Source organism: Virgibacillus proomii (assembly GCF_018916875.1).
GTDB classification, from domain to species: domain Bacteria; phylum Bacillota; class Bacilli; order Bacillales; family Amphibacillaceae; genus Virgibacillus; species Virgibacillus proomii_B.
On record NZ_JAHLNO010000021.1, the window covers coordinates 46,259 to 71,373 of the forward strand.

A 25,115-nucleotide genomic window follows, 5' to 3' on the forward strand; every position below is an offset into this window, starting at 1 on the left:
AACAATTCGGCAGGTATGGGATTTCGATCCAAACTTATTATTTTATCCCGCATGTAAGGTGCCGTAAGACTCCTACTTCAAGAGCCTCGAGTTGATACAAAAGGGTCTAAAGTGGGAGAAAACGGCACCTAAATGCCCGATTCGTTCAAGGGTCTTTAGGTCATACTCTTGTGGTACTAACATTCAGTGGAAGATGGAAGAAAACTCCTACTGAATGAAGTTTCACTTTATATGATAGGTTAGTCATAATAAGAAAAGTTTTCTGAATCGATGTACTAGGCGACGCAAACTTGTTCGTCTACCTTGAGATAGTTAATAGATCTTTATTAAAATGTAAAGCTGCTTTTAAATTTGAGACAATATCTTGAGGTAGTACAATAAATTGAAAACTTAAGTTATCATTGATTATTTTGGTCAACATTCCCTTTTATATGATTATACTGTTGTGTAGTGAGTTTTATATGCAAAATATTTTTACAATTAGTAGGCCAAAAATTGATATCTTGTCTTTTCTTTCATTTCGAGGCCTGGTTTATAGCTTTAGTGGTATCGGGAAAGGTGAAAGTACAGCAATTTTCATTGCAACGTTAAGCGTAGGTGTTTTATCTCTACTCCTATTTTTGCTTAGATAGTTTTCTATTCAATCTCTAATAATCAGCTTGATGGCTTTCAAACAACAGCTATTGTTATTTTAAAGGATTAGCCCTCCATCTTTCTCTGTTCCTTCAAAGTCCAATGTAATATTCTCAGTAGTATCAATTACCCTTTTATCGACACTCACATTTATTCCGTTCATGACTCCTCCTTTATCGTCTTCTTGCTGTTTTGATAAAAGTTATTCCAGAAATTTGGTCCACAACAACCTGCTCCCTACTTTCCTATAGTCTATAGTGTAAAAAAGTCATATAACTAATTGATTATATAATCATTTAGTTATATACTATTCCTATATTTAATTTACATCAATTGATTACAATGACTAATCATTAATTATCATATTTATATGTATTAGCATATCCTTATGTAAGGGTGGTGAATTTCATGATAACTTATTCTAATGCTGAAAAATTTTTAAAAGCAATTGGTGAAGAAACTAGATTAAAAATCATTTCCTGTTTGACCTATGATTCCTTTTGTGTTTGTGAATTGGTTGAACTTCTTCAAATGAGTCAGCCATCCATTAGTCAACATTTAAAAAGATTGAGACAGGTTGAAATTATTTTGGAAGAAAGGAGAGGCAAGTGGGTCTTTTATTCTCTTAATAAGGAGCATGAACTATATACATTATTTCTTCATCTGATTAGCATGCTACCCCCTAAAACAGAGAATATTCAATCCTTGATTGTTGACGGAAAAAGAATCCTTTGTGAATAAATTGGCGACGAAATAGAAAGGAGATTTATATTGGTTTATTGGGCTAGTTTAATTTTTATAACAACTTTGATTTTTGTAATTTGGCAACCTAAAGGATTATCAATTGGTTGGTCGGCAATTGGTGGAGCGATAATTGCTTTAATAGTAGGTGTTGTTGGATTTAGTGATGTAATAACAGTAACTGAAATGGTCTGGAACGCAACTCTTGCATTTATTGCCATTATTCTAATCTCACTTATTTTGGATGAGGTTGGACTATTTGAATGGGCGGCACTTCATATGGCAAGAATAGCAAAGGGCAATGGGATAAGGATGTTTGTCTATATAAGTATTTTAGGTGCAATTGTGGCTGCCTTGTTCGCGAATGATGGAGCAGCGTTAATACTTACACCGATTGTTCTTGCTATGGTACGGAATTTAAACTTTAAAGATAAAATGGTTTTCCCGTTTATCATGGCAAGCGGTTTTATCGCAGATACTACTTCACTACCTTTTGTCGTTAGTAATTTGGTTAATATTGTTTCAGCTGACTTCTTTGGGATTGGGTTTGTGAAATATGCTTCTAGGATGATTATTCCTAACTTTTTTTCATTAGCTGCAACGATTACCGTTCTACTAATATATTTTCGAAAAAGTATTCCGAGATCCTATGACATATCTAAGTTAAGTGAGCCTGCAAATGCTATTAGGGATCCAAAGATGTTTCGCTTATCATGGTATGTTCTTACATTGTTAGTTATAGGTTACTTTGTAAGTGAGTTTATCCATCTACCTGTTTCTATTGTTGCAGGGGCGATAGCGATTTTCTTTATTTTTATGGCGAGAAGCAGTAAAGCAGTTGATATTAAAACAGTAATTAAAGGTGCGCCATGGAATATCGTATTTTTCTCCATCGGTATGTATGTAGTAGTATATGGATTAGGGAATGTGGGACTTACTAGTATGTTATCAACTGTAATTCAAGCAACAGCAGAACAAAGTTTATTCGTTGCTACAGTAGCAATGGGTTTTATTGCAGCATTTTTGTCATCGATTATGAACAACATGCCGACAGTTATGATTGATGCTTTAGCGATTGCTGAAACCAATACATCTGGTGTATTGAAGGAAGCACTTATTTATGCTAATGTAGTTGGTTCTGACTTAGGACCGAAAATTACACCAATTGGCTCACTTGCTACTTTAGTATGGCTCCATGTTTTATCACAAAAAGGTGTAAAAATATCCTGGGGGACCTATTTTAAAACAGGGATCATTTTAACAATTCCAATTTTATTAATAACCTTAATCGGACTATTCCTGGTGTTATGGATTTTTTAAATAAGTTTTAGTCTGCATCATTCTTTTGTGAAAGGACATATGGAAAATGAAAGAATTTATCCCGCATGTAAGGTGCCGTAAGACTCCCGCTTAGAAGACCTGAGTTGATACAAAAGGGTCTAAGTGGTAGAAAACGGCACCTAAATGCCGATTCGTTCAAGGGCCTTTAGGTCATACCCTTGCGGTACTAACCATGAGTGGGGGATAAAAGAAAACCCCCACTCATGGAAGTTTCACTTTATATTCCCTAGAATAATTATTTTAGTGCGTCTTTCTTATTTGTAGGATTGGGAACTTTACATTCTTACCTACCATTAATTGGAGTTGTTGTGTTATTTTCCATTAACAGGATGTATTTCTAAAGTATTGGTAACCAAAAGAAAAATAAAATAGCAAGGGGAATTTAGATGAGGAAAAAAATAATCTATTTTCTATGTACTGGAAATTCGTGCCGGAGTCAAATGGCAGAAGGGTTTGGAAAAAAATATTTAAGTGACGAATATGATGTTTATTCAGCAGGTATTGAAGCACATGGACTAAATCCTAACGCTGTAAAAGCAATGAAAGAAGCGGGAATCGATATTTCTAATCAAATCTCCGATATCATTGATCCAGAAATTTTAAATAATGCAACTCTTATAATTACGTTATGTGGGGATGCTAAAGATAATTGTCCAATGACACCGCCACATGTTAAAAGATGGCATTGGGGTTTTGACGATCCAGCAAAAGCAGAGGGAACGGAAGAAGAAAATTGGGCTGTTTTTCAACGGGTAAGAGATGAGATCGAGCAGAGAATAAAAAAGTTTGCAGAAGAAGGTAAATAAGAAATCACCGAAGGCAAAAGTAAGTCCTTCGGTGTTTTTTCATTTGTGACTTGAGTCCGTTGAGTACGCGACAGCGTGCGAAACAGAAAACCACCTGCTATGAACTGCACCCCAAATTTTGGGCACTGGAACAATTTGGAGGTACAATTTGATTATGGGAAAATTTATAAATAAAGAAAAATTAAAATATAAGGAAGAATAAATATAATATAAAACTATCTTGTTTCTCCCCACATTGAAGGTAATATTATTTTTGTTTGCTGGGATGAATTAATATTTCCTGATAAGTGTGCTACAACTAAACGTGCTTGTTCATAACCAGTCGTTAGAAAAAGTTAAAGTTTTTTTCTGGAAATCAAAAATCTATCCGTTAATTTCTTTTTTGTTTTTATTCTCTCCCAATAGGCAAAAACTTCGCTGTTTAAATAGAATATGAAACTAAAAAATCGATGGGATTTGGGAGCTATTTGTAACGAATAATAAAAATCAATACCCAATGCTAGATGTAAGATCTCGAAACATCTAAGTTCTGACACCAACGTAAATCCAACTAGTAACGCTAATATTGCTTGTATAAATTTTGAAAAATTGGCTAGGATAAATATGAAATAAAAGTGGGTAACAAAATATACAGATAAAAGATACAATGAATGGTTATTGATCTTTAATAAAAAGAAATTTTGGAAAGAAGGCTCTTTGATGTATTTCAATAAAGAAATAGTATTGTTTAATTTTGATGGAAACTCTAAAGAACAGGCTTTAAGAGTCTTATCGGATTATTTTATTAAAAATGGTCTAGTTACATCAGACTTCTATGAAGGAATAATATCCAGAGAATCTAATTTTCCAACAGGATTATTCGTTAATGGAACGGGGGTTGCAATACCGCATACGGATAGTGAAAAAGTAATACATTCACAGATTGGATTTATGTCTCTAAAAAAACCTGTCAAATTTAGAGATATGGCCAATAAGGATAATGAAATAGAAGTATCATTAATTTTTATGCTGGCATTAAAGAAATCGGATGAACAGTTAACCATGTTGCAAAAGCTTATTGATCTTTTTCAAAACGAAAGATTAGTAAATCAATTAAAAGAATGTAATTCACTTATTGAATTTAAAAACATAATGAAAAATGCCGGAATAGAATAAGGATTTTTAAAAAGGAGGATTTCGATGCAAGTCTTTCAACAGGTAATTCAATGGTTTCTTGATTTAGGAGCAAGTGTCATGCTTCCAATTATTTTCTTGGTATTTGGCTTGATTTTAAGGATAAAGCCAGGGAAGGCTTTTAAATCTGCTTTAACCATTGGTATTGGCTTTATTGGATTGAATTTAGTCATTGGTCTTTTGACTGATAACTTAGGTCCGGCTGCTAAAGCAATGGTTGATAATTACAATTTATCGTTACAAACAATTGATGTTGGTTGGCCTGCAGCATCAGCGATTGCATATGGTACTCTTTTGGGAAGCATGGCAATAATTGTAGGTATTTTAGTAAATGTTGTATTACTTTTATTTGGATTGACCAAAACGTTGAATGTTGATATTTGGAACTTTTGGCATATTGCATTTACAGGATCAATAGTATATGCAGCAACAGCAAGCTTTGCTTTAGGTATTTTCACCATGATTACCCATTCGATGCTACTCTATTTTATGGCGGATAAGAGTGCAAATTATGTTCAAGAATATTATCAGTTACCTAATATGTCATTTCCGCATGGTTCTTCGACGCCGGGTTTTCTTTTGGCATTACCATTGAACTGGGTTTTCGACCGAATCCCCGGTTTAAAGAAAATAAATATCAGTCCTGAATTAGTTCAGAAAAGATTTGGTGTTTTTGGTGATACAACAGTTTTAGGTTTTATTATTGGAATAATTATTGGGTTATTAGCTGGTTATGATGTTAGTGGCACTTTAAATTTGGGTGTTGTAACCGGTGCTGTCATGTTACTTATGCCTCGGATGGTTTCTTTATTAATGGAAGGGCTTACCCCCATCTCCGAAGCCGCAAGTAGTTGGGTACAAAAAAGATTCCCCGGTAAAGAGTTATATATAGGAATGGATAGTGCATTGGCTGTTGGACAATCCTCCGTTTTATCCGCTTCGCTATTATTGGTACCGATTGCATTACTGTTAGCAGTAATTTTACCTGGAAATACGGTACTACCTTTAGGAGATTTAGCCACAATTCCTTTTATGATTTGTTTAATGGCAGCGGTCTTTAGGGGAGACATACTTCGTACCGTGATAGGGGGAGCATTATATATTGTTACAACACTGTATGTGGCATCTTGGGCAGCTCCACTAATCACCGATTCCGCAATCGCATCCAACTTTGATTTAGGAGGAAATCCCTCCATAAGTGTATTAAGTGATGGCGGTGCATGGACAACCATTTTATTTGGTGGTTTGGGAATAACTTGGTTAGGAATAGGATTAATTTTCGTTGTTGTCTTGTTTGCATTAATTTACCAAAGCAAGATCAAAGGCAGTAAAAAAATAGAGTCTTAAGTCTTGGATAAAGTGAAACTTCATCAGTAGGAGTTTTCTTCCATCTCCTACTGAATGTTAGTACTACAAGGGTATGACCTAAAGGCCTTTGAACGAATCGGGCATTTAGGTGCCGTTTTCTCCCACTTAGACCCTTTTGTATCAACTCGAGGCTCTTGAAGTGGGAGTCTTACGGCACCTTACATACGGGATAAACAACTTACCATTTCTTCTAATTTTGCTTCCCAATCAGGAGCCTTAATAATTCCGCTTGTTCCACCAGTACCATCAGCACCTTCTTGGATAACTTGTCTTACATCATCTCCGGTACTTACACCTGCTGCCTGAAGAACCAGGATATCTGGATTCACATGTTTGATTGCAGATGTTGTTTCTTTTCGATAAGATGATTCACTCGTAGTACCGGTTCCAATTAAACTGGTTGGTTCACAAATAATCATATTAGGCTCTAACTCTGCAACTGCCTTACATTGTTTTACCGTGTCAGCACAAACAATTGTAATAAGCCCCAATTCGTCAGCTCTTCTAATTGTTTTATCTAGGCTGGATAAAGTTAAAGGATTTTCTGCATGATTTAAAACTACAGCTTTCACGCCTCTATTTTTTAAAGCATCCGGAAGTACATGCCCCATACCTCTTCCTGGCGTTAAATAATCCATATGTTGAGCAGTAATGATTAAATTATTTGTATTCTCTATTATCTTTGGCAGATCCACTAATTGACCTGTAAATAGTATGTCAATATCATATTTTTCTGCCAATATATTTGAAATCTTAGCTAACTTTAATAAATCATCTCCGTAAAGATATGATTTAGGATTTACAATAAAAACCGGTTTTTTAAAATTGTAGTTAATCATATTGAAAATTTCCTTTCTAGTATTCTGTTAATGAAGATATTAATTTGTTAACTTTTCTTTAAGTTGAATAAAAACGTCCTCTTTGCCAACCCCGGTTAATAAAGGGACTCCATTAATCACCTTACTTTTAAGATTATCAGGCACAATGGTTGTACTAATGACTACATCATAATTGTCAATGCTATTTATCTCATCTGAAATTTTGCTTTGGTATAATTTTACTGTGTTTTCCAAATTATTTTCCTTGAGCCAATCTTTTATTTTACCTGTAACGACAGTTGATGTTGCAACTCCCGTTCCACACATGATTAATAATGTTTTCATCTAAATTCCTCCCATAAATTTAACTTATAAATTCCAAACCCTATTTCCATGTGAAACCTTAATATAGAAGTTTACCAATTTTTGTTTTATCCAAGACTTAAGACTCTATTTTTTTACTGCCTTTGATCTTGCTTTGGTAAATTAATGCAAACAAGACAACAACGAAAATGAATCCTATTCCTAACCAAGTTATTCCCAAACCGCTAAATAAGATGGTTGTCCATGCACCACCATCACTTAATACACTTATGGAGGAATTTCCTCCTAAATCAAAGTTGGATGCAATTGCGGACTTGGTGATTAGCGGAGCTGCCCAAGATGCCACATACAGTGTTGTAACAATATATAATGCCCCTCCTATCACGGTACGAAATATGTCTCCCTTAAAGACCGCCGCCATTAAACAAATCATAAAAGGAATCGTGGCTAAATCGCCTAAAGGCAGTACCGTATTTCCAGGTAAAATGACTGCTAACAGTAATGCAATCGGTACCAATAATAGCGAAGCAGATAAAACGGATGATTGACCAACAGCCAATGCACTATCCATTCCTATATATAATTCTTTACCGGGGAATCTTTTTTGCACCCAACTACTTGCGGCTTCAGAAATAGGGGTAAGCCCTTCCATTAATAAAGCAACCATCCGAGGCATAAGCAACATGACAGCACCTGTTGCAACACCCAGATTTAAAGTATTATTAACATCATAACCAGCTAATAACCCAATAATTATTCCAATAATAAAACCTAAAACCGTTGTATCACCAAAAACACCAAATCTTTTCTGAACTAATTCAGGACTGATATTTATTTTATTTAAACCGGGGATTCGGTCAAAAGCCCAGTTCAATGGTAATGCCAAAAGAAAACCCGGCGTCGAAGAACCATGCGGAAATGACATATTAGGTAACTGATAATATTCTTGAACATAAATTGCACTCTTATCCGCCATAAAATAGAGAAGCATGGAATGCGTAATCATGGTGAAAATACCTAAAGCAAAGCTTGCTGTTGCTGCATATACTATTGATCCTGTAAATGCAATATGCCAAAAGTTCCAAATATCAACATTCAACGTTTTGGTCAATCCAAATAAAAGTAATACAACATTTACTAAAATACCTACAATTATTGCCATACTTCCCAAAAGGGTACCATATGCAATCGCTGATGCTGCCGGCCAACCAACATCTATTGTTTGTAACGATAAATTGTAATTATTAACCATTGCTTCAGCGGCTGGACCTAAGTTATCAGTCAAAAGACCAATGACTAAATTCAATCCAATAAAACCAATCCCAATGGTTAAAGCAGATTTAAAGGCCTTCCCTGGCTTTATCCTTAAAATCAAGCCAAATACCAAGAAAATAATTGGAAGCATGACACTTGCTCCTAAATCAACAAACCATTGAATTACCTGTTGAAAGACTTGCATCGAAACTCCTCCTTTTTAAAGAGCCTTATTCTATTCCTGCATTTTTCATTATGTTTTTAAATTCAATCAGTGACGTACATTCTTTTAATTGGTTGACTGATCTTTCGTTTTGGAAAAGATCAACAAGCTTTTGCAGCATCGACAACTGTTCATCCGATTTTTTTAATGCCAGCATAAAAATTAATGATACATCTATTTCATTATCCTTATTGGCCATATCCCTAAATTTGACAGGCTTTTTTAGTGACATAAACCCAATCTGAGGATGTATTACTTTTTCACTATCCGTGTGCGGTATTGCAACACCAGTTCCATTAACAAATAATCCTGTCGGAAAATTAGATTCTCTGGATATTATTCCTTCATAGAAATCTGATGTAACTAGACCATTTTTAATAAAATAATCTGATAAGACCCTTAAAGCCTGTTCTTTAGAGCTTTCATCAAAATTAAACAATACTATTTCTTTATTAAAATACATCAAAGATCCTTCTCTCTTTAAAATTTACCTTTATTAACTTTCAAATAACATAACGATCTTCTCCTTATCGTTAGCTTTTTTCAAATCTTTTACTATTTTTTCGTCACCAAGTGCTTTTATATATTTCTTGTAATATTGCTTTTCCAAAGAACTGCTATTTGGATGGAGTACAAACAAAGCTACAATATTTACTTTATGTTCATTCCAACTAAGGGGCTGGTTACTTTTAAAAATAACAAAGGAATTTGATTCGACACTTGCTGATTCACAATGCGGCATCGCTATATTATTTCCTATATATGTCGATCCTGCCTTTTCCCTTTCGAGTACATGTTCAATAAAAAGTTCCATATTGCTGATGTAACCCTGTTCATACAATAATAATGATATTTGTTTAATGACATTTTCTTTATTAACCGGTTTATCACACAAAATAACTAAATCCTCATTTAGTTTAAACATTCAAGTCTCTTTACCTTTCCTTTATTATTTACTTTTTATGAAGGTACTTACTATCTCTTTATCTCTATCTCCAAAAACAGGACTTACTAATATTATAGGGACTTCCTTTAATATGGGGACTTCCTTTACAAGCGCTTCCAAATTAACTGTGGTAAGAACAAAATCAACATCATTATACGTATTATAGTGGTCAATAAAATCTGTAGTCGAAAGAACATCCACTATTTCAATAGTTGGAAATGCCTTTTTTACCTTTACTTTTAGTAATTCGGAAGTCCCGATCCCACTAGTACAAATAATAACGATTCTCTTCGTATCAGACATTTGCTCCAAGTATTTAGCAAAGTATATAGTCAAATACCCATTCTCATCATTATTAATTTTTCCTAATTTAAACTTATTTTCCGCGTTTTTTGAAATGGCTTTAATAATATTAAAAAGTTCTTCGTACTCTATTTCTATTTCTTCTAGCAAATTATTCTTTATTTGAATATTATTTTTCATCCGGTTGACCATTGGCCTTATATGATTTATTAATTCTTCCCATACAATATCTTTTTCAAAATCTTTGCTCAAAGCTTTACCTGCTTCTTTTATATAAAATTCGGTTATTTCTCTTTCTATTCCTCTACGTATCTGTATATTTCCTTTACTATTATTGTTTAACAGACGAGACGACAATAAATATTGAAATAAATACCACACTTCATTTTCAGGTAAGTGTATATTCAAGTAATCTGAAATATTTCTTATGATACCCTTTGCCCACTCAAAAATTTCCATATTTTCTTGAATTAAATTTCTATAGGGTTTATTCAGCTCATCTATCATTTTTTCTACATTTACTTTTCCCTCTCGAAATCTGTTAATTAATATATATAGATGCGAGAAGATATTTATATTATATGGATACGGAATCGTAACATTTAGTTGGCTTTCCATTCTATTTATGTTAGAAATGATAAATTCTGTATCGGATTGATTAAGACTTTCTTTAGATAAAAGATTATCTAAATTAAAAATATTAATCGTATTAATTAGTACTTTCCTTATATCAACCTCATTTCCATTTATTGAAATATATTTGCCTCTTCTCAATATATTTAAGTTATCATTTTCTAGTCTTTCATTAAGCATCGTGATATCATTATATATAACTGTCTCGCTAACAAAATATTTATTATAAATGTCTGTCGTTTTTATTGGATTTGGTGATCTAAACAGTAAATCAATGAGAATCTGATTTCTTCGCTCTACCGGCGTGAAGTTCTTAACAAAACCATCTTTATTTGATTTCTTTCTTACATATTCCTCATAATTTAATTTGAATCCATCACCAAGTTTGGAATCAATTAATGGTTGAGAACCGGAATCTTTATTTATTTTATCTATGGTTCGATAGACTGTCTTTGTAGAAACACTTAATACGTCAGCAATTTTTGATGCAGGAATATAAGCGTTTTCTTGAAGCAATATATCAATAATGCTCTGTTCTCGCTCACTTAAATACATCTTATTTATCTACCCTCCTTTCTTTTAAGTTCATTTTATCACATATATCTGTGCTTTTTTTTCTTTAATATGTCCGTTGCAATGGACATTTATTCAGACATGCTCACATTCGTCAAGCGGTATCCAGATATCCACATATGCATTATTAGTCATCCGTGCGATAATCTCTTAAGCAATATTTTTGAATGTTTTCGAACTACTTTGGTGGATAAAAGAATAGAATGGAAAGAGTCGTATGATTCCTGGAAGGAAAGTGTTATGAGTGCAGTTGCGTGGTGACGTGAACGAAAACATAAAAAATCATAGTGGACAGGCATAACCCGATCAGAAACTATTTTATTGAAGAATAGAAATTACCATATTCCTATAGAAAGAGCCATCCGTAATAGTAGGCAATGATGGTTAATTTTTTATTAGAGTTATCGTATGTTCGCCACCTACAGATTTATTGGCTTACAATTTCTAAATCAATCTTTTCATTTATTGAATCCTGTAATCCTCTTTTCCGAACCTCGATTAAATCTCTGCCATCACTTGTAACAAAGTAATTCGATATCTGTTATTTCAGAGCTAATATTGTCTTTCAATGGAGGTTGTTTAGATAAATCTTCAATATCCCAAGGACTGTATTGCTTATAGTAGTCTTTTTGTCAAGAACGCATACTACATTAACTACAAAGTCCGCATTTTATGGGATTAGACCTTATTTTTATGGGAAACTTGAGTTATAACAAAAGAAATGAAAAAATTCGATGACTTTAAATTCAAGAATAAATAAGTGATTATAATGGTAGATAATATTGAAAAAAACTATGGGATGCATTCAAAGATTGGGAAAGAAAACAGAAGATAATGAGCGGTATTCAAGTGATTGTTATGAAGAAATCACTAAAAACCTTACTTCTACAGAAACTTTTGAGAGTATCCCTGAAGTGATTTCAGTGCTATTAAAACTAAAAGACAGTTTTTTAATTGGAGAACAATTAATTACCTGCATGGACTATACAGCATAGCTGATACTACTGAAATACACCCTTTTTTGGAAAAAAACTCAAATAAGATAAGTGACCATATTAATGAATATGGAGACGAATTTACTAAAAATGCGTTCAAAGAATTCAAGTGATCAATAGGTATAAAAGAAGATTAACATGCTTCGTGTCCTTTGAATGTTTTATACATAATGCCTTTTTCTTTAACTGTTTCTATACTTTCGATATTTTTAGAACCAGTAAATATGTATAAAACTAAAAGTAGCCCTTCCTTTCCTGTAAAGAAGGGCAAAAATTACTTTAAATTTATTTATGTTGTTATGGTTGTTGTAGATAATTTTTATGGGATGTTCCCCACTTCTGCATGGATTTCAAGATCGGAATCACTTCTTGGCCATATTCCGTTAAAGAATATTCAACTTTCGGTGGTACCTGTGGATACACTTTTCGGTGCACTATTTTATGCTGCTCGAGTTCTCTTAACTGTGATGTCAACATTTTTTGCGTTATTTTTGGAATAGATCGCTTTAATTGATTGAATCTCATAATTTTATTTTCCATGAGGTGATATAAAATTATCGGTTTCCATTTTCCTACAATCGCTTCTATAGCAACTTCAACACCATTGCATGTATTGTCTTGCATACACAAATCCCCTTAAGTATCTTTTTTGATACTATACCACTTTTAAGTGCCTACTTCCATTAAATACTATACAGGCTATAATGTAATATAAGAAATGGAGGCACTATTATTATGTTAGCAATTATTATACAAATCATTTTAGCATTAGGCTTTTTTATGTTTGGTTTAATGAAATTCACTTCCGAAAAAATGGTAGAAGGGTTCAACCATTTTGGGTTGCCGCAGTGGTTTCGAATTGTGACAGGAATCTTCGAATGGATTGGAGCTATCGGGTTGATTGTCGGAATATGGTATCCAATTGTGGCTGCCCTGTCAGGAATTTGGATAGCAATTATTATGTTTTTTGCTATTATTACACATATCCGTGCAAAAGATCCTCTTTCCCAATCAGGAATGCCAGTGGTTTTTCTAATTTTATCTGTATTCGTATCATTTTTAAATATCTAATGACATGATTACAGTCAATGCTTTGATATAATAAAGATAATTTCCTTTCTATGGAAACAAGCTCCGACAGTTGGTAATGCCCCAGAAGTTAGAGTAAAAAATCTAACTTCTAGGGGGATCGCCGTTTGGAACTTGTTTTATAGTGGGCCTTCCATATTTGGACACATAAAGAAAGATGTTTTTTCTTTGATAAGTAAATACTATTTTATAACCTATTTTATGGGCATAGTAATGAATTATTTAAGTTATCTGCCCACTAAACAATTTAAATGTCTAAATTGCATAAAAATATAAGTTAAAGCGGTTCTAGATCTCCAAATAAATTGAGTAATTTAGCGGTTTGCATGTAAAGTTTCAACCGTTTTTTAAAGTTACCTTTTTAGGATATTAAATTATTCATTTATACTTTTATAAACTTATCCTTCACTTTGTGCTAGTTTTGATTTGATAAAGCAGTAATAATACCGTTTCTATCTATTTTATCCAGATATTGAGTTCTAAATAATAAAGGAATAAGACAACAAAAAATGACTACGCTTTAATAATATTGTACAATTTTTTAATCCATGACTAAGCCGCCATCGACCACCAGATTTTGCCCCGTTACGGCTCGACTCCATGGAGAGGCAAAAAATAAAATAACATCAGCGACATCTTCGGGCGTTGTCACTTTTCGTAGAGGGGTGCCTTCTTTAATCAGCTCAAAAACGGCATCCGGAGTTTCAGCACTCGCATCTGTTTTACTTAACAAACCACCAGATACCATGTTCACTGCAATCCCATCTGGACCAAGTTCTTTAGCCATGGACCGAGTAAAACCAAGTAAAGCAGCTTTTCCAGTATTATAATCGTGATAGGGAACGACTGGATGTTGCACAAGATTCGTTCCAATATTAATGATACGACCAAACTTTTGCTTGACCATATCTGCTCTTCCTGCTTGCAGTGTGTGGAACGCAGCCTTTACACTTCCTTCAAATTGTGTTTCGAACTCACTCCACTTTATCGAATCTAACTTATTACGTAACTCACCATTAAATGTAAAATCAATAAGTGCATTATTTACAATCGTTGTAATTGGCTTCCTAAAATGTTTCTTCGCCTTTATAAACAATGCATTTACTTCTTCCTGACTACGAACATCTGCCTTAATAGCAAGGGCATGATCGCTTCCAATCTGCTCAACCACTTCTTCAGCTTTTCCCTTATTCGTAAAGTAGTTGACAACTACTTTTGCACCAACTCTCCCAAAAGCTTTGGCAATAGCTGCTCCAAGCCCTCTACTTGCTCCTGTAACTAAGATAATCTGTTCCTTAATTTCCATACCAAACAACTCCTTCGTAATTAAAGTTTGATCAACGAAATGATAGTTTTTCCAACATCGAACAAAAGCAGCTAGAAAGCGCTCAGGTTAGTGACGTACAAACGGCAGAGCTGCTGACATTCAAGGAGTGCTTTTCTCCTTGAAAAATCACTATGCGCCGCTACCATAGCTTTTCTTGTCCTTGAAAAACCGCGATGTATTGCTGTCGTAGCAACTCTGTCCTTGAAAAAGAAGAACACTTTTTCTGCGTGCGATGTATCGCTGTCGAAGCTTTTCTTGTCCTTGAAAAAGAAGAACACTTTTTCTGCGTGCGATGTATCGCTGTCGAAGCTTTTCTTGTCCTTGAAAAAGAAGAACACTTTTTCTGCGTACGAAGTATCGCTGTCGAAGCTTTTCTTGTCCTTGAAAAAGAAGAACGCTTTTTCTGTGTGCGAAGTATCGCTGTCGAAGCTTTTCTTGTCCTTGAAAAAGAAGAACGCTTTTTCTGTGTGCGAAGTATCGCTGTCGAAGCTTTTCTTGTCCTTGAAAAAGAAGAACGCTTTTTCTGTGTGCGAAGTATCGCTGTCGAAGCTTTTCTTGTCCTTGAAAAAGAAGAACGCTTTTTCTGTGTGCGAAGTATCGCTGTCGAAGCTTTTCTTGTCCTTGAAAAAGAAGAACGCTTTTTCTGTGTGCGAAGTATCGCTGTCGAAGCTTTTCTTGTCCTGTCGCCCCAAACAATTCAGGGGTCTAGAAGCCATTTTTCTCAACATTATAAGCAGGTTTTTGAAATAAAAAAATTACGGTTTCTTACATCTGGGATAAAAGAAACATACCTCTAAAACAAGGGTATGCCGACGCTTTACAGCAAGCCCGCTTTTAGTCGGACTTCCTTTATATTCGAGTCGATGTTGACTTATCGGTGAAAGAAGTTCGAGGGTTGCTAACGACACGAGCGCTTAAGCTAGACGGCTCAAGCTACTTTTTAAAAAGTTATCCACAGTCGCAGAATTTTATAATTTTTCTATACAAAAAAAGATCACCCAAGGTAGTGATCTCATGACAATAAAAGAAATATCAATGGTAGTCACTTCCCTACGTCAGCTTTAACTGCATCAGGTTCAAAGGGTCAGAGTTTTCTCTTCTCAGCTATAGCTCCCCTAGTGTTCTATATATTATTGTTACAGATTAGTCTATCATATCGTGAGAAACAAGCAAGAATCTAAGATCATGTGTATCATTTTATCTCAATAGAGTTTAGGTCGTAACCTGTTCATCCGTGGCTTAACATTACACGGATTATAAAAAACTTGGAAACTTCCAAGTTTTTTACATTACTTTATTCTTTTAATAAATCTTCAACAATCTTTTCGTTTCTCTTATAAAGCTTTTCATTATGAGAGGATACCATTGCAGTTTTGGTTGCTTCAGGTTCAAGGTAAAGCTTGGCTTGATTAACTGCATTTGCTGCGTCCTGAAAAGCACCAGCAATTAGATGCAGTTTTCCATCGTGGTGTAAAATATCTCCAGCAGCGAATAAACCGGGAACAGAGCTTTCACTGCTGCTTGATCCAGCTATGAAATAGTTATCCGAAATTTGAATATCGAGTGGGCTGTTTTCTAGTAATGAAGTATCCCGCTCATAACCGTGGTTTACAATTACCTCATCAACTAGTAAATGCTGTACAGCACCAGATTCTCGGTTTGTGAGTTCAACTGCCTCGATACGGTCACCAGCACGATTAGCTTCTAATTTCGTCATTTCTGTTTGTGTAAAACAAACGACAGAATTATTTTTGAGATATGTAATCTGGGATTCATGACAGGAAAAATCACTACGGCAAGCAATATAGACTTCTTTTGCAATGCCTGATAATTCCTTTGCCCAATCGGTTGCAGCGTTACCACCACCAGAAATAAGCACGCGTTTATTTTTAAAGTCCTTCAAATATTTAACAGCATAATGTAAATTGGTATCTTCAAAATCCCTCGCATTATGAAGCGGTAACCGTTTAGGATTTCCGCCAACTGCAACAATTACTGTCTTGGAATAGTGTCTATTTCCTGATGCTGCTTCTACGATAAATATACCTTCCTCATTTTTATCTATAGAGATAACTTCCTCATTAAGTACCACTTCAGGATCAAATGTAAGTCCTTGTTGTGTTAGATTTTCTACTAATTGCAGTCCAGGAATAGGAGGCAGCCCTCCGATATCCCACACAATTTTTTCAGGATATACATGAACTTTACCACCAAGAAAAGAATGGTACTCAATGATTTTTGTTTTCATTTCTCGAAGTCCACTGTAAAATGCGGAAAATAAACCAGCGGGGCCTCCTCCAATAATTGTAATATCATAAAGGTCTGAATCAGGAATATGTACCATTTATATGCTCCTCACAAATGAAAATGATTATCAGTTGCACTTATCGTACAATATTTTAAGATATGATTCAACCTTTCATATAAATATTTTGTCTATTAGTGAAAAATATCAAACTATGTTATGAACTTATAAAGTATTTTTTACTTTAATTTATATAGTATTCTCACTAGAAAGTGATTGACAATTATGAGAAAAAAATATATCATTTTTTAATGATAATCATTATCAATTATTGATATATAAATTCAATTTAAAGTGAAACTTTATTCAATACGGGTTTTCTTTATTCAATACTAATAAGAAGTAAAACAAAGGCTCGGGCGCCCTTGAAAAAGTAAAAACACTTTTTCTGCGGCGATGTGTCGCTGACGTAGCTTTCCTTATCCTTGAAAAAGAAAAACGCTTTTTCTGCGTGCGATGTGTCGCTGACGTAGCTTTCCTTGTCCTTGAAAAAGGAAAACGCTTTTTCTGCGTGCGATGTGTCGCTGACGTAGCTTTCCTTATCCTTGAAAAAGAAAAACGCTTTTTCTGCGTGCGATGTGTCGCTGACGTAGCTTTCCTTATCCTTGAAAAGAAAAGCACTTTTCTGCGTACGATGTCTATTCAAGCAGTATCTCTAGTCCTGTCACCCAAACGAATAGGGCATTTAGTGCCGTTATCTCACGCTTAGACTTTACTTCTTCGTATTCTCTATAAATTCTTGAAGTAAAAGTCTGACGACACCTTAGATGCGGGATAATTTATAAAAACTGTAGCCGATTATCAACCGGTGTATTATCAAATGGTCATTATCAAAATTTAGTTGTGAAAATAAGCAGAGGTGAGTATATGATGTTTCGTTTAGCGGCGAACGACTTAAGTGTTGGTTATGGTAAAGAACCGATTGTAGAGAATTTATCTGTTAAAATTCCAGATAAACAGATTACTTCTATTATTGGTAGTAATGGTTGTGGAAAATCTACTTTGTTAAAAGCAATTACTAGAATTATTCCATATGAAGGAGGAACGGTGCTTTTAGACGGTTCCCAAATTGCAACCATGAAGACAAAAGACGTTGCAAAGAAAATGGCAATTCTCCCGCAAACAACGGATAGTGCAAGTGGGTTAACGGTTGGGGAATTAGTATCTTATGGGCGCTTCCCACATCAAAACGGATTTGGCAGATTAAAGCAGCAAGATATAGAAGCTATTCATTGGGCAATGGAAGTAACTGCTATTTTACCGTTTAAACATCGAACGGTTGATGAGTTATCTGGAGGACAAAGACAACGTGTATGGATTGCAATGGCTCTAGCACAAGAGACCGATATTATTTTACTCGATGAACCAACAACATATCTTGATATGGCACATCAACTGGATGTTTTACAATTATTGGAACGACTGAATAAAGAAGAAGGACGTACGATCGTCATGGTGCTGCATGATATTAATCAAGCTGCTCGTTTTAGTGACTTTTTAATCGCCATGCGTGCAGGTCAAATTATTCAATCCGGTAGTCCAGAGGAAGTATTTACAAAGGAAATGTTGCTACATGTGTATGAAATTGATGGTGAGATTGGAAAAGATCCACGTACAGGAAGGCCGATGTGTATGACCTATGATCTTGTAAAACAAAAGGAGAAAAACAATCATGAAAAGACTATTAATACTGCTATTTAGTATCATTCTTTTACTTAGTGCTTGTAATACCGACGAAGAAAAGAACAAAGATGATAAATCAAGTAAAACGGAAAAAGATACGATCACATATCAATCGGAGAACGGTCCTATTAAAGTCCCGGCCCATCCAAAGCGTGTTGTCGTACTAAGTCAATTTACTGGTGATTTATTGAAACTTGGGATCAATGTGGTTGGAGTTGATTCATGGGCAAAAGATAATCCCCGATTTAAAGAATTAAAAGATGTTGACACCGTTTCAGAGGATAATTTAGAAAAAATAATCGAATTAGAACCGGATTTAATCATTGGTTTATCTACCACAAAAAACTTGGATAAATTAAAAGAAATTGCGCCGACTGTCACCTATACTTATGGAAAAGTAGATTATTTAACACAACATATTGAAATTGGAAGGCTAGTGAATAAAGAAAAAGAAGCACGCGAGTGGGTAGAGAACTTTAAGCAAGAAACTGCTGAAGTAGGTAAACAAATCAAAGCAAAAATCGGCGAAGATACAACCGTTTCGGTAATCGAAAAATTTGATAAACAATGGTATGTATTTGGTAATAACTGGGGTAGAGGTACAGAAATTTTATATCAAGCAATGGGGCTGAAAATGACGGAGCCTGTGAAGAAACACGCCTTAAAAGACGGATATTATGCACTTTCAGAAGAAGTAATTCCGAAATTTGCTGGTGATTATTTAATTATTAGTGATCAATCCGGTGCGAAAGATACCTCATACTTAAAATCAGACATTTTCCAAAGTATCCCGGCTGTAAAAAAAGGAAATGTATTCGTCATTGATGGGAAGAAGTTTTATTTCAATGATGCATCCACACTTGATTTTCAACTCGAGTTCTTTAAAGAAAAATTTTTAGGGGAGTAAAAAGTGAAGCAAGTGGAAAAAGAAATCAATGATTCAGCTTTCACAATCAAATTAATAATAGCCATCACTTTATGCTTATTCACCTTCATTATTGCAACAAAAGTAGGAGCAAAAGAGACTAGCTTTAGCGATGTTTTTTCTGCGCTTATTCATCAAGATAATAGGGATGGTTATTCTGTTATCCGAGATATTCGCTTGCCGCGAGAAGTTGCAGTGATGTTTGTTGGTGCTGCACTAGCTGTATCAGGTGCGATTATGCAAGGAATGACACGAAATCCATTAGCAGATCCAGGTTTACTTGGTTTAACATCCGGCGCAAATGCAGCATTAGCATTTGCGCTAGCACTTTTACCAAAAGTAGATACATTTGGTATTATGATCACATGTTTTATTGGTGCCGCCATGGGGGCTGGGCTTGTCTTTGGTATCGGATCGATAAAAAAAGGTGGATTTACCCCTGTAAAGTTAGTCTTAGCAGGTGCGGCAATTTCTATCTTTCTTCAAGCTGTAGCCGATGGTATCGGGTTATATTTCAAACTTTCGAAAAACATTTCCCTTTGGACTGCAGGTGGTGCAATTGGAACTACCTGGCATCAATTATCTATTATTGTTCCATTTATTATTTTAGGGTTGGTAATTGCCTTATTCCTTTCTCGACAGGTTACCATTTTAAGCTTAAATGAAGAGGTTGCCATTGGCTTAGGACAAGAAACGAAGCGGATTCGCTGGTTATTATTTATCGTTATTGTCATTTTAGCAGGTGCTGCAGTAGCCTTAGTTGGCAATCTGGCGTTTATCGGATTAATGATCCCACACATCGTACGAGTAATAGTCGGTGTAGATTATCGTCAAATTATTCCGATGTCCATTTTTACCGGCGCCATCTTTATGTTACTTGCAGACTTGGTTGGTCGAACTATCCACGCACCAATGGAAACGCCAGTTGTTTCCATTGTAGCTGTTCTTGGTCTTCCATTCTTTCTATTTGTTGTTCGAAAAGGAGGAAGAGCATTACAATGATCTCATCACATCTGGTACGAAAACAACGTATCATTATACTCATTTTAGTAGTGCTCATTTTCATCACTTCCATTATAGCAATCGGTGTTGGTCCGTCATCCGTGTCTATTGATCGCTTAATTCCGACTATCTTGGGTGATGGAACTTTCAAAGAAGATTTTGTCTTTTTCTCGATTCGCTTACCACGGCTTATTATTGTTGTATTAGCTGGGATGGCGCTGGCACTTTCAGGAGCTATTCTACAAGGATTAACACGAAACGACTTGGCCGATCCAGGAATCATTGGCATCAACTCCGGAGCGGGGGTAGCCATTGCAGTATTCTTTTTATTCATGCCAATGGAGATTGGAAATTTTGTTTATATGATACCAATCGTTGCTTTTATAGGAGCAATGACCACTGTAATATTAATCTACTTATTTTCTTATCAAAGGAAAACGGGAGTAAAGCCTGTACATCTTGTCCTTGTTGGAGTCGGATTTTCGATGGCATTTTCTGGTTTAATGGTCGTACTCATGTCCGGTGCTAAAAGAGAAAAAGTGGACTTTATTGCGAACTGGCTGGCAGGAAATATATGGGGGACGGACTGGCCGTTCATACTGGCGCTATTTCCATGGATTCTAATTTTATTTCCATATGCATACATGAAATCGTATCAATTAAATATTTTTGGTATGAGTGAACCAGTTGGAATCGGCCTTGGAATGCAAGTTCAAAAAGAAAGAGTTATCTTATTAATTGTATCAGCAGCATTAGCAGCGGCCACCGTTTCTGTCACAGGCGGTATTGCATTTATTGGTTTAATGGCACCGCATATCGCAAGAGGACTTGTGGGTCCAAGACACCAGTTATTCTTGCCTATCGCTGTTTTAATTGGCGGTTGGTTATTATTAATAGCAGATACAATTGGCAGAAACATTCTACCACCTGATGGAATCCCAACAGGAATTGTTGTTGCTATTATTGGTGCACCATATTTCATTTATCTATTACTACGAAGCAAGTGACAAGGCGAGTGGGCAGAGACTTACTCGCCTACTTGTGTGACTTGAATTATTGAGGTATATATCCTTTCTATGGGAGCAGTAGATCCAAGTGAAAATTTCAGAAGCAATGAATCTGAAAATAAACACACGGTAAAAATTAAATTTTGTACTCAATATTTTTTAATACGTGTTGTAACTACTAGAACGATACTAGTCAGTTTTTGCTAAATAAAAATAAACAGTTTTAATAGCATGGAATAAAAAAAATGAAATACACTGATATATAGTTTCTAATGTTTAATCCACTGCCATCTTTGTTTATTTAGCCATCCTCTTTTTAATTGCTTCTATATGAACAAGGCTCCTGGTTATAGCTTTTCAGCTTTCATTGGTTGAACAAAGTATGAAAAAACGTTGTTTAACAGGTTACTATAAATTGGATAAAGATGAAAATATTAGTAATTTAAGATGTTTAACATGCAATGATATTACGATACAATGTAAAGTAGTTAACACCTTGCGATAAAATTGCGTAATAGAATTATTTTTGCTATAGCTAAGTAGTTGGTTGGAAGTGAAATATGAATTGACTGGAAGACAAAAACAAATAGTGATATTTTATTTTTTCATCGTTATTTGTCTTTCTATAGCTACCATATTAGGTTTATACGGTCAAGGATTGGCATATTTTTTGAATGAAGAAGTGTACTCAGCTATACATCCTATATATTATTTAACAGTTAGCACCATAATTAGTATTGGTATGTTTTTATTTTCCTTGCTATTAGTCTATCGTAGCTAAAAAGAAAATACTAAGTAAAAACATTTCCTCTAGATATACGTTTGTTATTTTTATAATTGATTTTTTTACTTCATGTTGGTCCCTGTTTGTCTTAGCTATGTGGTGGGGATAAACAAACCATGCAACCTTTCTTTTTATAAAAGGAGTTATTACACAGTAAAACATGAATATATTAAAATTTTATAATGAACCTAGATCCCCAGGTATTTGGCTGGAGGATATTACAAAACGGAAATTTAATTAAAAAGAAGAACCCAATTGAATTTTGAATATGTTAAGTTTGAAGTACTTCTGCCTGAAGATTACATATTTCTATTACGTAATGAACTAAACAAATATAGACTTATAACTGTTGGAGACTATGATCATGTTGTTTCTTACGGTGAAACAAAAGGATATTGGCAGTCTTTGGAAGCATCTAACCCCTTTCAAGTAAAAAAGAAAATATATCCTATGGTTCAAAATGCAAAACGGAATTTAGAGCTTCATATAAAAAAGTGGAAGAAGTAAAAAGCTATCATAAGAAGTATCCATTCTTAATACATCACATAAAATGCGTTTTTATAAAGGGTTTACGTATGGTTAACATTGGGATGGTCTGATAGCGCTACAATTCTATTGCGCACGAATACAACCTTAATTGGAACTCTGTTTAATTTTTATAAAATTCCGATTAATTAAAAGCAATGCGTCTTGTCTCATTTATTTTTCTCTGAATAATTGTCTTGTTATCGTACTTTCATTGTTAAGTTTTCGAAGCAAATGGTCGATATGCAGAGGTAAGTAAACTCAGTCTTTACATTGATTCCTATTGGATACGCGGATTCATAGAATAAGTAAATCATCAACGTTGAATGGTAACAGAAAAACAAATAATTTAGCAAATAAATATAGAAAAGAGGGTTTGTATGAATCGAAAATTTTTAATAATCATCGCGATAATGTTGGCTATACCTTTAATCACATTATCCTTTAAACTAGTAAAGTCAGTAGCGATGATTGAACAAGAAGAGATAGTGGAAGAACATCAAGAGCAAACTGATAAGCAAATTTCTAAACAAAAAACCATCCAACAAAGATTAGAAGATGTAGAAGAATTTAAATATTATCTAGATAAAGGGGATGAGTCAATAGCTAAGAAAATGAAGCAAATGGATTTAGTTATCGTTGAACCGATTGAAATGCAACAATCATATATTAACGCTGCGCAAAAAAGCGGAACTTTGCTTTATGGATACATTAATGCAATGGAAGGTGATAAATGGAATAAGGAACTTTATAACCAGTTAACTGAAGACGATTTTTATAAGGACGAAAATGGTGATAGAATGTACTTTGAAAAGTGGGATTCTTATATGATGGATATGACTTCCATCCATTATCAAGATGTATTATTACAAGAGATTAAGAAACAAGTAGTTGATAGAGGATTAGACGGCGCATTCTTAGATACTGTCGGAAATATTGATTCATTTTTACCTTCTGCTGAACAAAAAGAACAAAATAAGGCATTACTAGAATTTATAAAAAAAGCAAAAGAACAATTTAATGACTTATCAATTGCCCAGAACTGGGGATTTAATACGTTAATAAATTACACTGCCCCTTATATAGACTTCATCATGTGGGAAGACTTTTCATACAGCGTAGTTGGAGACGATGAATGGGCATTAAATAAAATGGAGCAATTAAAACAAGTAAGAGAAAAATACGGAACACAGGTTATGGCTGTTGGATTTTCTGAGCCTGATAAGAGTAAGGAATTAGCTCTAAAACATCGATTTAAATTTGTTTATAATGCTGCAGGATCTTATTATAATAAATGGTAAAAATTGAACAGTTGCAGTACATGCTGTAATCGACTGAAAGCATACCGTAAAAATGTATCATTATTCGTATTGAAGAACTCCTTCTTTACATGCGATTAAGCACGCGAAATACTCGGGGGTGTTTATAACCATTTATAGGAGGGGGTTGTTCGAATTTGGATAAGAAGAGATAAGTCCCTTTATATCTACAGCTAATATTATTAACTTATGTAGAACATCAGAAGCTGTCATCAACGAAAACTTTACAACATGTACCAGCTCAGCAAAATAACTGATGTATAGGTGCACCAAGAATTGGAACAACCATTGATTCTATACTAAGAAGTTTTCCCGGCAACTAATTCATTCCTTGTGGTGATAGTGGATTTACCAATATGACTTGTGTGAGGGGATCAATTTATTATACTACCCGAAAAAGTCTTGCGGAAGAGTATCATCCTTCTACTATTCCTTTATCAGAAACCATATTACGGGAAGAAGGAAATCATACATTGTTTTAAGACAACCATCTTAACAGAGATTTTGTAGCTTCTAATCCAAATGAAAAATGAGCGACAGATTACACTTATTTGATTCTGCAGCGCCCATTGGACGCATGTCTATTGTTGTATCTATTCCTTTTGCTTTTAGAAGATCACGATAATCTAATAAGGTATTTCTATTCTCATAGACAAAAACCTTAAATCCGCAATCTCTTGTTGCTTTTCTGCCAATAGGATCATTCGCATCCGCTGCAAAATAAGCTTTTCTCCGTTCTTGTTTTAAGCGCTTACTTAAAGCTCTTTTTATCCATTTTTTAAATGATAACAACCATAAGTATAAATAGCGCTTTCAAAATAGTCCACGCCTGCACGAATCCAAGGCCCTCCATCCCCAGTAATGACAAGGTATACTGACTGTATACATACTGGCTGAACGACTCCCAGAAATCCTCCCCATTTCTTAAAGAATACCAATAGCTTTTTTTATTCTTGAGTTCATGTTCTCTGCTGCCTGGATGCTTTTGCTCCCAGCCTTCATGAACCAGATTTGTAAT

General features: G+C 34.6%; 25 protein-coding genes, 1 pseudogene and 1 riboswitch. Of the genes and pseudogenes, 13 read left to right on the forward strand and 13 right to left on the reverse strand.

Annotated elements, in window-relative coordinates:
* Positions 1 to 1,041: 1,041 nt before the first annotated feature.
* The 5 genes from KQI21_RS12240 (at position 1,042) to KQI21_RS12260 (ending at position 6,041) form a co-directional block, all read left to right on the forward strand.
* Positions 1,042 to 1,374: an ArsR/SmtB family transcription factor gene (locus tag KQI21_RS12240; protein ID WP_216484475.1), complete on the forward strand. Its 333-nt coding sequence runs from the start codon at positions 1,042 to 1,044 to the stop codon at positions 1,372 to 1,374.
* Between the two features lie 30 nt (positions 1,375 to 1,404).
* Positions 1,405 to 2,694, forward strand: a complete 1,290-nt coding sequence (locus tag KQI21_RS12245) for an arsenic transporter (RefSeq protein ID WP_216484476.1) — start codon at positions 1,405 to 1,407, stop codon at positions 2,692 to 2,694.
* Positions 2,695 to 3,101: 407 nt separating this feature from the next.
* The gene (gene arsC / locus KQI21_RS12250; protein ID WP_216484477.1) at positions 3,102 to 3,521 is read left to right on the forward strand and encodes an arsenate reductase (thioredoxin); all 420 of its coding nucleotides are present in this window, start codon (positions 3,102 to 3,104) and stop codon (positions 3,519 to 3,521) included.
* A gap of 699 nt (positions 3,522 to 4,220) precedes the next feature.
* Complete coding sequence (locus KQI21_RS12255) at positions 4,221 to 4,676, forward strand: PTS sugar transporter subunit IIA (RefSeq protein WP_253291463.1); 456 nt, start codon at positions 4,221 to 4,223, stop codon at positions 4,674 to 4,676.
* Positions 4,677 to 4,700: 24 nt separating this feature from the next.
* Complete coding sequence (locus KQI21_RS12260; RefSeq protein WP_216484479.1) at positions 4,701 to 6,041, forward strand: PTS galactitol transporter subunit IIC; 1,341 nt, start codon at positions 4,701 to 4,703, stop codon at positions 6,039 to 6,041.
* Between the two features lie 179 nt (positions 6,042 to 6,220).
* On the opposite strand, the gene KQI21_RS12265 is transcribed toward KQI21_RS12260, so the two are convergent.
* The 7 genes and pseudogenes from KQI21_RS12265 to KQI21_RS17130 form a co-directional block, all read right to left on the reverse strand.
* Positions 6,221 to 6,901, reverse strand: coding sequence for a triose-phosphate isomerase (locus tag KQI21_RS12265; protein ID WP_216484480.1), 681 nt, complete (start codon positions 6,899 to 6,901; stop codon positions 6,221 to 6,223).
* A 39-nt stretch (positions 6,902 to 6,940) separates the two neighbouring features.
* A complete protein-coding gene (locus tag KQI21_RS12270) occupies positions 6,941 to 7,225 on the reverse strand; it encodes a PTS sugar transporter subunit IIB (protein WP_216484481.1) in 285 nt (94 codons plus the stop codon).
* Between the two features lie 97 nt (positions 7,226 to 7,322).
* The gene (locus tag KQI21_RS12275) at positions 7,323 to 8,663 is read right to left on the reverse strand and encodes a PTS galactitol transporter subunit IIC (protein ID WP_216484482.1); all 1,341 of its coding nucleotides are present in this window, start codon (positions 8,661 to 8,663) and stop codon (positions 7,323 to 7,325) included.
* A 25-nt stretch (positions 8,664 to 8,688) separates the two neighbouring features.
* Positions 8,689 to 9,144 (reverse strand): PTS sugar transporter subunit IIA, encoded by a 456-nt coding sequence (locus KQI21_RS12280; protein ID WP_216484483.1) that lies wholly within the window; start codon positions 9,142 to 9,144, stop codon positions 8,689 to 8,691.
* Positions 9,145 to 9,177: 33 nt separating this feature from the next.
* Positions 9,178 to 9,606: a PTS sugar transporter subunit IIA gene (locus tag KQI21_RS12285; RefSeq protein WP_216484484.1), complete on the reverse strand. Its 429-nt coding sequence runs from the start codon at positions 9,604 to 9,606 to the stop codon at positions 9,178 to 9,180.
* A 24-nt stretch (positions 9,607 to 9,630) separates the two neighbouring features.
* Complete coding sequence (locus KQI21_RS12290) at positions 9,631 to 11,118, reverse strand: BglG family transcription antiterminator (RefSeq protein ID WP_216484485.1); 1,488 nt, start codon at positions 11,116 to 11,118, stop codon at positions 9,631 to 9,633.
* A gap of 445 nt (positions 11,119 to 11,563) precedes the next feature.
* Positions 11,564 to 11,732: pseudogene (locus tag KQI21_RS17130) on the reverse strand (Imm70 family immunity protein).
* A 216-nt stretch (positions 11,733 to 11,948) separates the two neighbouring features.
* On the opposite strand from KQI21_RS17130, the gene KQI21_RS12295 reads away from it, so the two are divergent.
* Positions 11,949 to 12,131, forward strand: coding sequence for a hypothetical protein (locus KQI21_RS12295; protein ID WP_216484486.1), 183 nt, complete (start codon positions 11,949 to 11,951; stop codon positions 12,129 to 12,131).
* Positions 12,132 to 12,428: 297 nt separating this feature from the next.
* Here the strand turns inward: KQI21_RS12295 and KQI21_RS12300 are convergent, their stop codons facing one another.
* A complete protein-coding gene (locus KQI21_RS12300) occupies positions 12,429 to 12,755 on the reverse strand; it encodes a winged helix-turn-helix transcriptional regulator (protein ID WP_216484487.1) in 327 nt (108 codons plus the stop codon).
* A gap of 111 nt (positions 12,756 to 12,866) precedes the next feature.
* Between KQI21_RS12300 and KQI21_RS12305 the strand changes: the two genes are divergently transcribed.
* Positions 12,867 to 13,202 carry a DoxX family protein gene (locus KQI21_RS12305; protein ID WP_216484488.1) on the forward strand — a complete coding sequence of 112 codons (336 nt, stop codon included), beginning with the start codon at positions 12,867 to 12,869 and terminating at the stop codon, positions 13,200 to 13,202.
* A 559-nt stretch (positions 13,203 to 13,761) separates the two neighbouring features.
* On the opposite strand, the gene KQI21_RS12310 is transcribed toward KQI21_RS12305, so the two are convergent.
* The 4 genes from KQI21_RS12310 to KQI21_RS12325 form a co-directional block, all read right to left on the reverse strand.
* Positions 13,762 to 14,526: a 3-oxoacyl-ACP reductase gene (locus tag KQI21_RS12310; RefSeq protein ID WP_216484489.1), complete on the reverse strand. Its 765-nt coding sequence runs from the start codon at positions 14,524 to 14,526 to the stop codon at positions 13,762 to 13,764.
* Between the two features lie 71 nt (positions 14,527 to 14,597).
* Complete coding sequence (locus KQI21_RS12315; protein ID WP_216484490.1) at positions 14,598 to 15,263, reverse strand: hypothetical protein; 666 nt, start codon at positions 15,261 to 15,263, stop codon at positions 14,598 to 14,600.
* A 314-nt stretch (positions 15,264 to 15,577) separates the two neighbouring features.
* Positions 15,578 to 15,674, reverse strand: a riboswitch (TPP riboswitch).
* A 167-nt stretch (positions 15,675 to 15,841) separates the two neighbouring features.
* Positions 15,842 to 16,882 carry an NAD(P)/FAD-dependent oxidoreductase gene (locus KQI21_RS12320; protein WP_216484557.1) on the reverse strand — a complete coding sequence of 347 codons (1,041 nt, stop codon included), beginning with the start codon at positions 16,880 to 16,882 and terminating at the stop codon, positions 15,842 to 15,844.
* A 292-nt stretch (positions 16,883 to 17,174) separates the two neighbouring features.
* On the reverse strand, positions 17,175 to 17,498 hold the full coding sequence (locus KQI21_RS12325) for a hypothetical protein (RefSeq protein WP_216484491.1): 324 nt from the start codon (positions 17,496 to 17,498) through the stop codon (positions 17,175 to 17,177).
* A 224-nt stretch (positions 17,499 to 17,722) separates the two neighbouring features.
* Between KQI21_RS12325 and KQI21_RS12330 the strand changes: the two genes are divergently transcribed.
* The 6 genes from KQI21_RS12330 (at position 17,723) to KQI21_RS12355 (ending at position 24,079) form a co-directional block, all read left to right on the forward strand.
* The gene (locus KQI21_RS12330; protein WP_216484492.1) at positions 17,723 to 18,553 is read left to right on the forward strand and encodes an ABC transporter ATP-binding protein; all 831 of its coding nucleotides are present in this window, start codon (positions 17,723 to 17,725) and stop codon (positions 18,551 to 18,553) included.
* Positions 18,525 to 19,442: an iron-hydroxamate ABC transporter substrate-binding protein gene (locus KQI21_RS12335; protein ID WP_216484493.1), complete on the forward strand. Its 918-nt coding sequence runs from the start codon at positions 18,525 to 18,527 to the stop codon at positions 19,440 to 19,442. Before KQI21_RS12330 ends, KQI21_RS12335 begins: the two co-directional genes overlap by 29 nt.
* A 3-nt stretch (positions 19,443 to 19,445) precedes the next feature.
* A complete protein-coding gene (locus KQI21_RS12340) occupies positions 19,446 to 20,462 on the forward strand; it encodes a FecCD family ABC transporter permease (protein WP_373687670.1) in 1,017 nt (338 codons plus the stop codon).
* Complete coding sequence (locus tag KQI21_RS12345; RefSeq protein ID WP_216484494.1) at positions 20,459 to 21,469, forward strand: FecCD family ABC transporter permease; 1,011 nt, start codon at positions 20,459 to 20,461, stop codon at positions 21,467 to 21,469. The genes KQI21_RS12340 and KQI21_RS12345 overlap by 4 nt, the downstream gene beginning before the upstream one ends.
* A gap of 1,039 nt (positions 21,470 to 22,508) precedes the next feature.
* A complete protein-coding gene (locus KQI21_RS12350) occupies positions 22,509 to 22,760 on the forward strand; it encodes a hypothetical protein (protein WP_253291453.1) in 252 nt (83 codons plus the stop codon).
* Positions 22,761 to 23,158: 398 nt separating this feature from the next.
* Positions 23,159 to 24,079 (forward strand): putative glycoside hydrolase, encoded by a 921-nt coding sequence (locus tag KQI21_RS12355; RefSeq protein WP_253291455.1) that lies wholly within the window; start codon positions 23,159 to 23,161, stop codon positions 24,077 to 24,079.
* Between the two features lie 531 nt (positions 24,080 to 24,610).
* On the opposite strand, the gene KQI21_RS12360 is transcribed toward KQI21_RS12355, so the two are convergent.
* Positions 24,611 to 24,889: a hypothetical protein gene (locus KQI21_RS12360; RefSeq protein ID WP_216484495.1), complete on the reverse strand. Its 279-nt coding sequence runs from the start codon at positions 24,887 to 24,889 to the stop codon at positions 24,611 to 24,613.
* Positions 24,890 to 25,115: the final 226 nt, after the last annotated feature.

What these genes read in the sequence shown, in the direction of transcription:
- KQI21_RS12240 (WP_216484475.1), top strand. Translation starts at nt 1,042, where the DNA reads ATGATAACTTATTCTAATGCTGAAAAATTTTTAAAAGCAATTGGTGAA.
- arsC (WP_216484477.1), top strand. Translation starts at nt 3,102, where the DNA reads ATGAGGAAAAAAATAATCTATTTTCTATGTACTGGAAATTCGTGCCGG.
- KQI21_RS12255 (WP_253291463.1), top strand. Translation starts at nt 4,221, where the DNA reads ATGTATTTCAATAAAGAAATAGTATTGTTTAATTTTGATGGAAACTCT.
- KQI21_RS12260 (WP_216484479.1), top strand. Translation starts at nt 4,701, where the DNA reads ATGCAAGTCTTTCAACAGGTAATTCAATGGTTTCTTGATTTAGGAGCA.
- KQI21_RS12265 (WP_216484480.1), bottom strand. Translation starts at nt 6,901, where the DNA reads ATGATTAACTACAATTTTAAAAAACCGGTTTTTATTGTAAATCCTAAA.
- KQI21_RS12270 (WP_216484481.1), bottom strand. Translation starts at nt 7,225, where the DNA reads ATGAAAACATTATTAATCATGTGTGGAACGGGAGTTGCAACATCAACT.
- KQI21_RS12275 (WP_216484482.1), bottom strand. Translation starts at nt 8,663, where the DNA reads ATGCAAGTCTTTCAACAGGTAATTCAATGGTTTGTTGATTTAGGAGCA.
- KQI21_RS12280 (WP_216484483.1), bottom strand. Translation starts at nt 9,144, where the DNA reads ATGTATTTTAATAAAGAAATAGTATTGTTTAATTTTGATGAAAGCTCT.
- KQI21_RS12285 (WP_216484484.1), bottom strand. Translation starts at nt 9,606, where the DNA reads ATGTTTAAACTAAATGAGGATTTAGTTATTTTGTGTGATAAACCGGTT.
- KQI21_RS12290 (WP_216484485.1), bottom strand. Translation starts at nt 11,118, where the DNA reads ATGTATTTAAGTGAGCGAGAACAGAGCATTATTGATATATTGCTTCAA.
- KQI21_RS12300 (WP_216484487.1), bottom strand. Translation starts at nt 12,755, where the DNA reads ATGCAAGACAATACATGCAATGGTGTTGAAGTTGCTATAGAAGCGATT.
- KQI21_RS12305 (WP_216484488.1), top strand. Translation starts at nt 12,867, where the DNA reads ATGTTAGCAATTATTATACAAATCATTTTAGCATTAGGCTTTTTTATG.
- KQI21_RS12310 (WP_216484489.1), bottom strand. Translation starts at nt 14,526, where the DNA reads ATGGAAATTAAGGAACAGATTATCTTAGTTACAGGAGCAAGTAGAGGG.
- KQI21_RS12315 (WP_216484490.1), bottom strand. Translation starts at nt 15,263, where the DNA reads ATGGCTTCTAGACCCCTGAATTGTTTGGGGCGACAGGACAAGAAAAGC.
- KQI21_RS12330 (WP_216484492.1), top strand. Translation starts at nt 17,723, where the DNA reads ATGTTTCGTTTAGCGGCGAACGACTTAAGTGTTGGTTATGGTAAAGAA.
- KQI21_RS12335 (WP_216484493.1), top strand. Translation starts at nt 18,525, where the DNA reads ATGAAAAGACTATTAATACTGCTATTTAGTATCATTCTTTTACTTAGT.
- KQI21_RS12345 (WP_216484494.1), top strand. Translation starts at nt 20,459, where the DNA reads ATGATCTCATCACATCTGGTACGAAAACAACGTATCATTATACTCATT.
- KQI21_RS12355 (WP_253291455.1), top strand. Translation starts at nt 23,159, where the DNA reads ATGAATCGAAAATTTTTAATAATCATCGCGATAATGTTGGCTATACCT.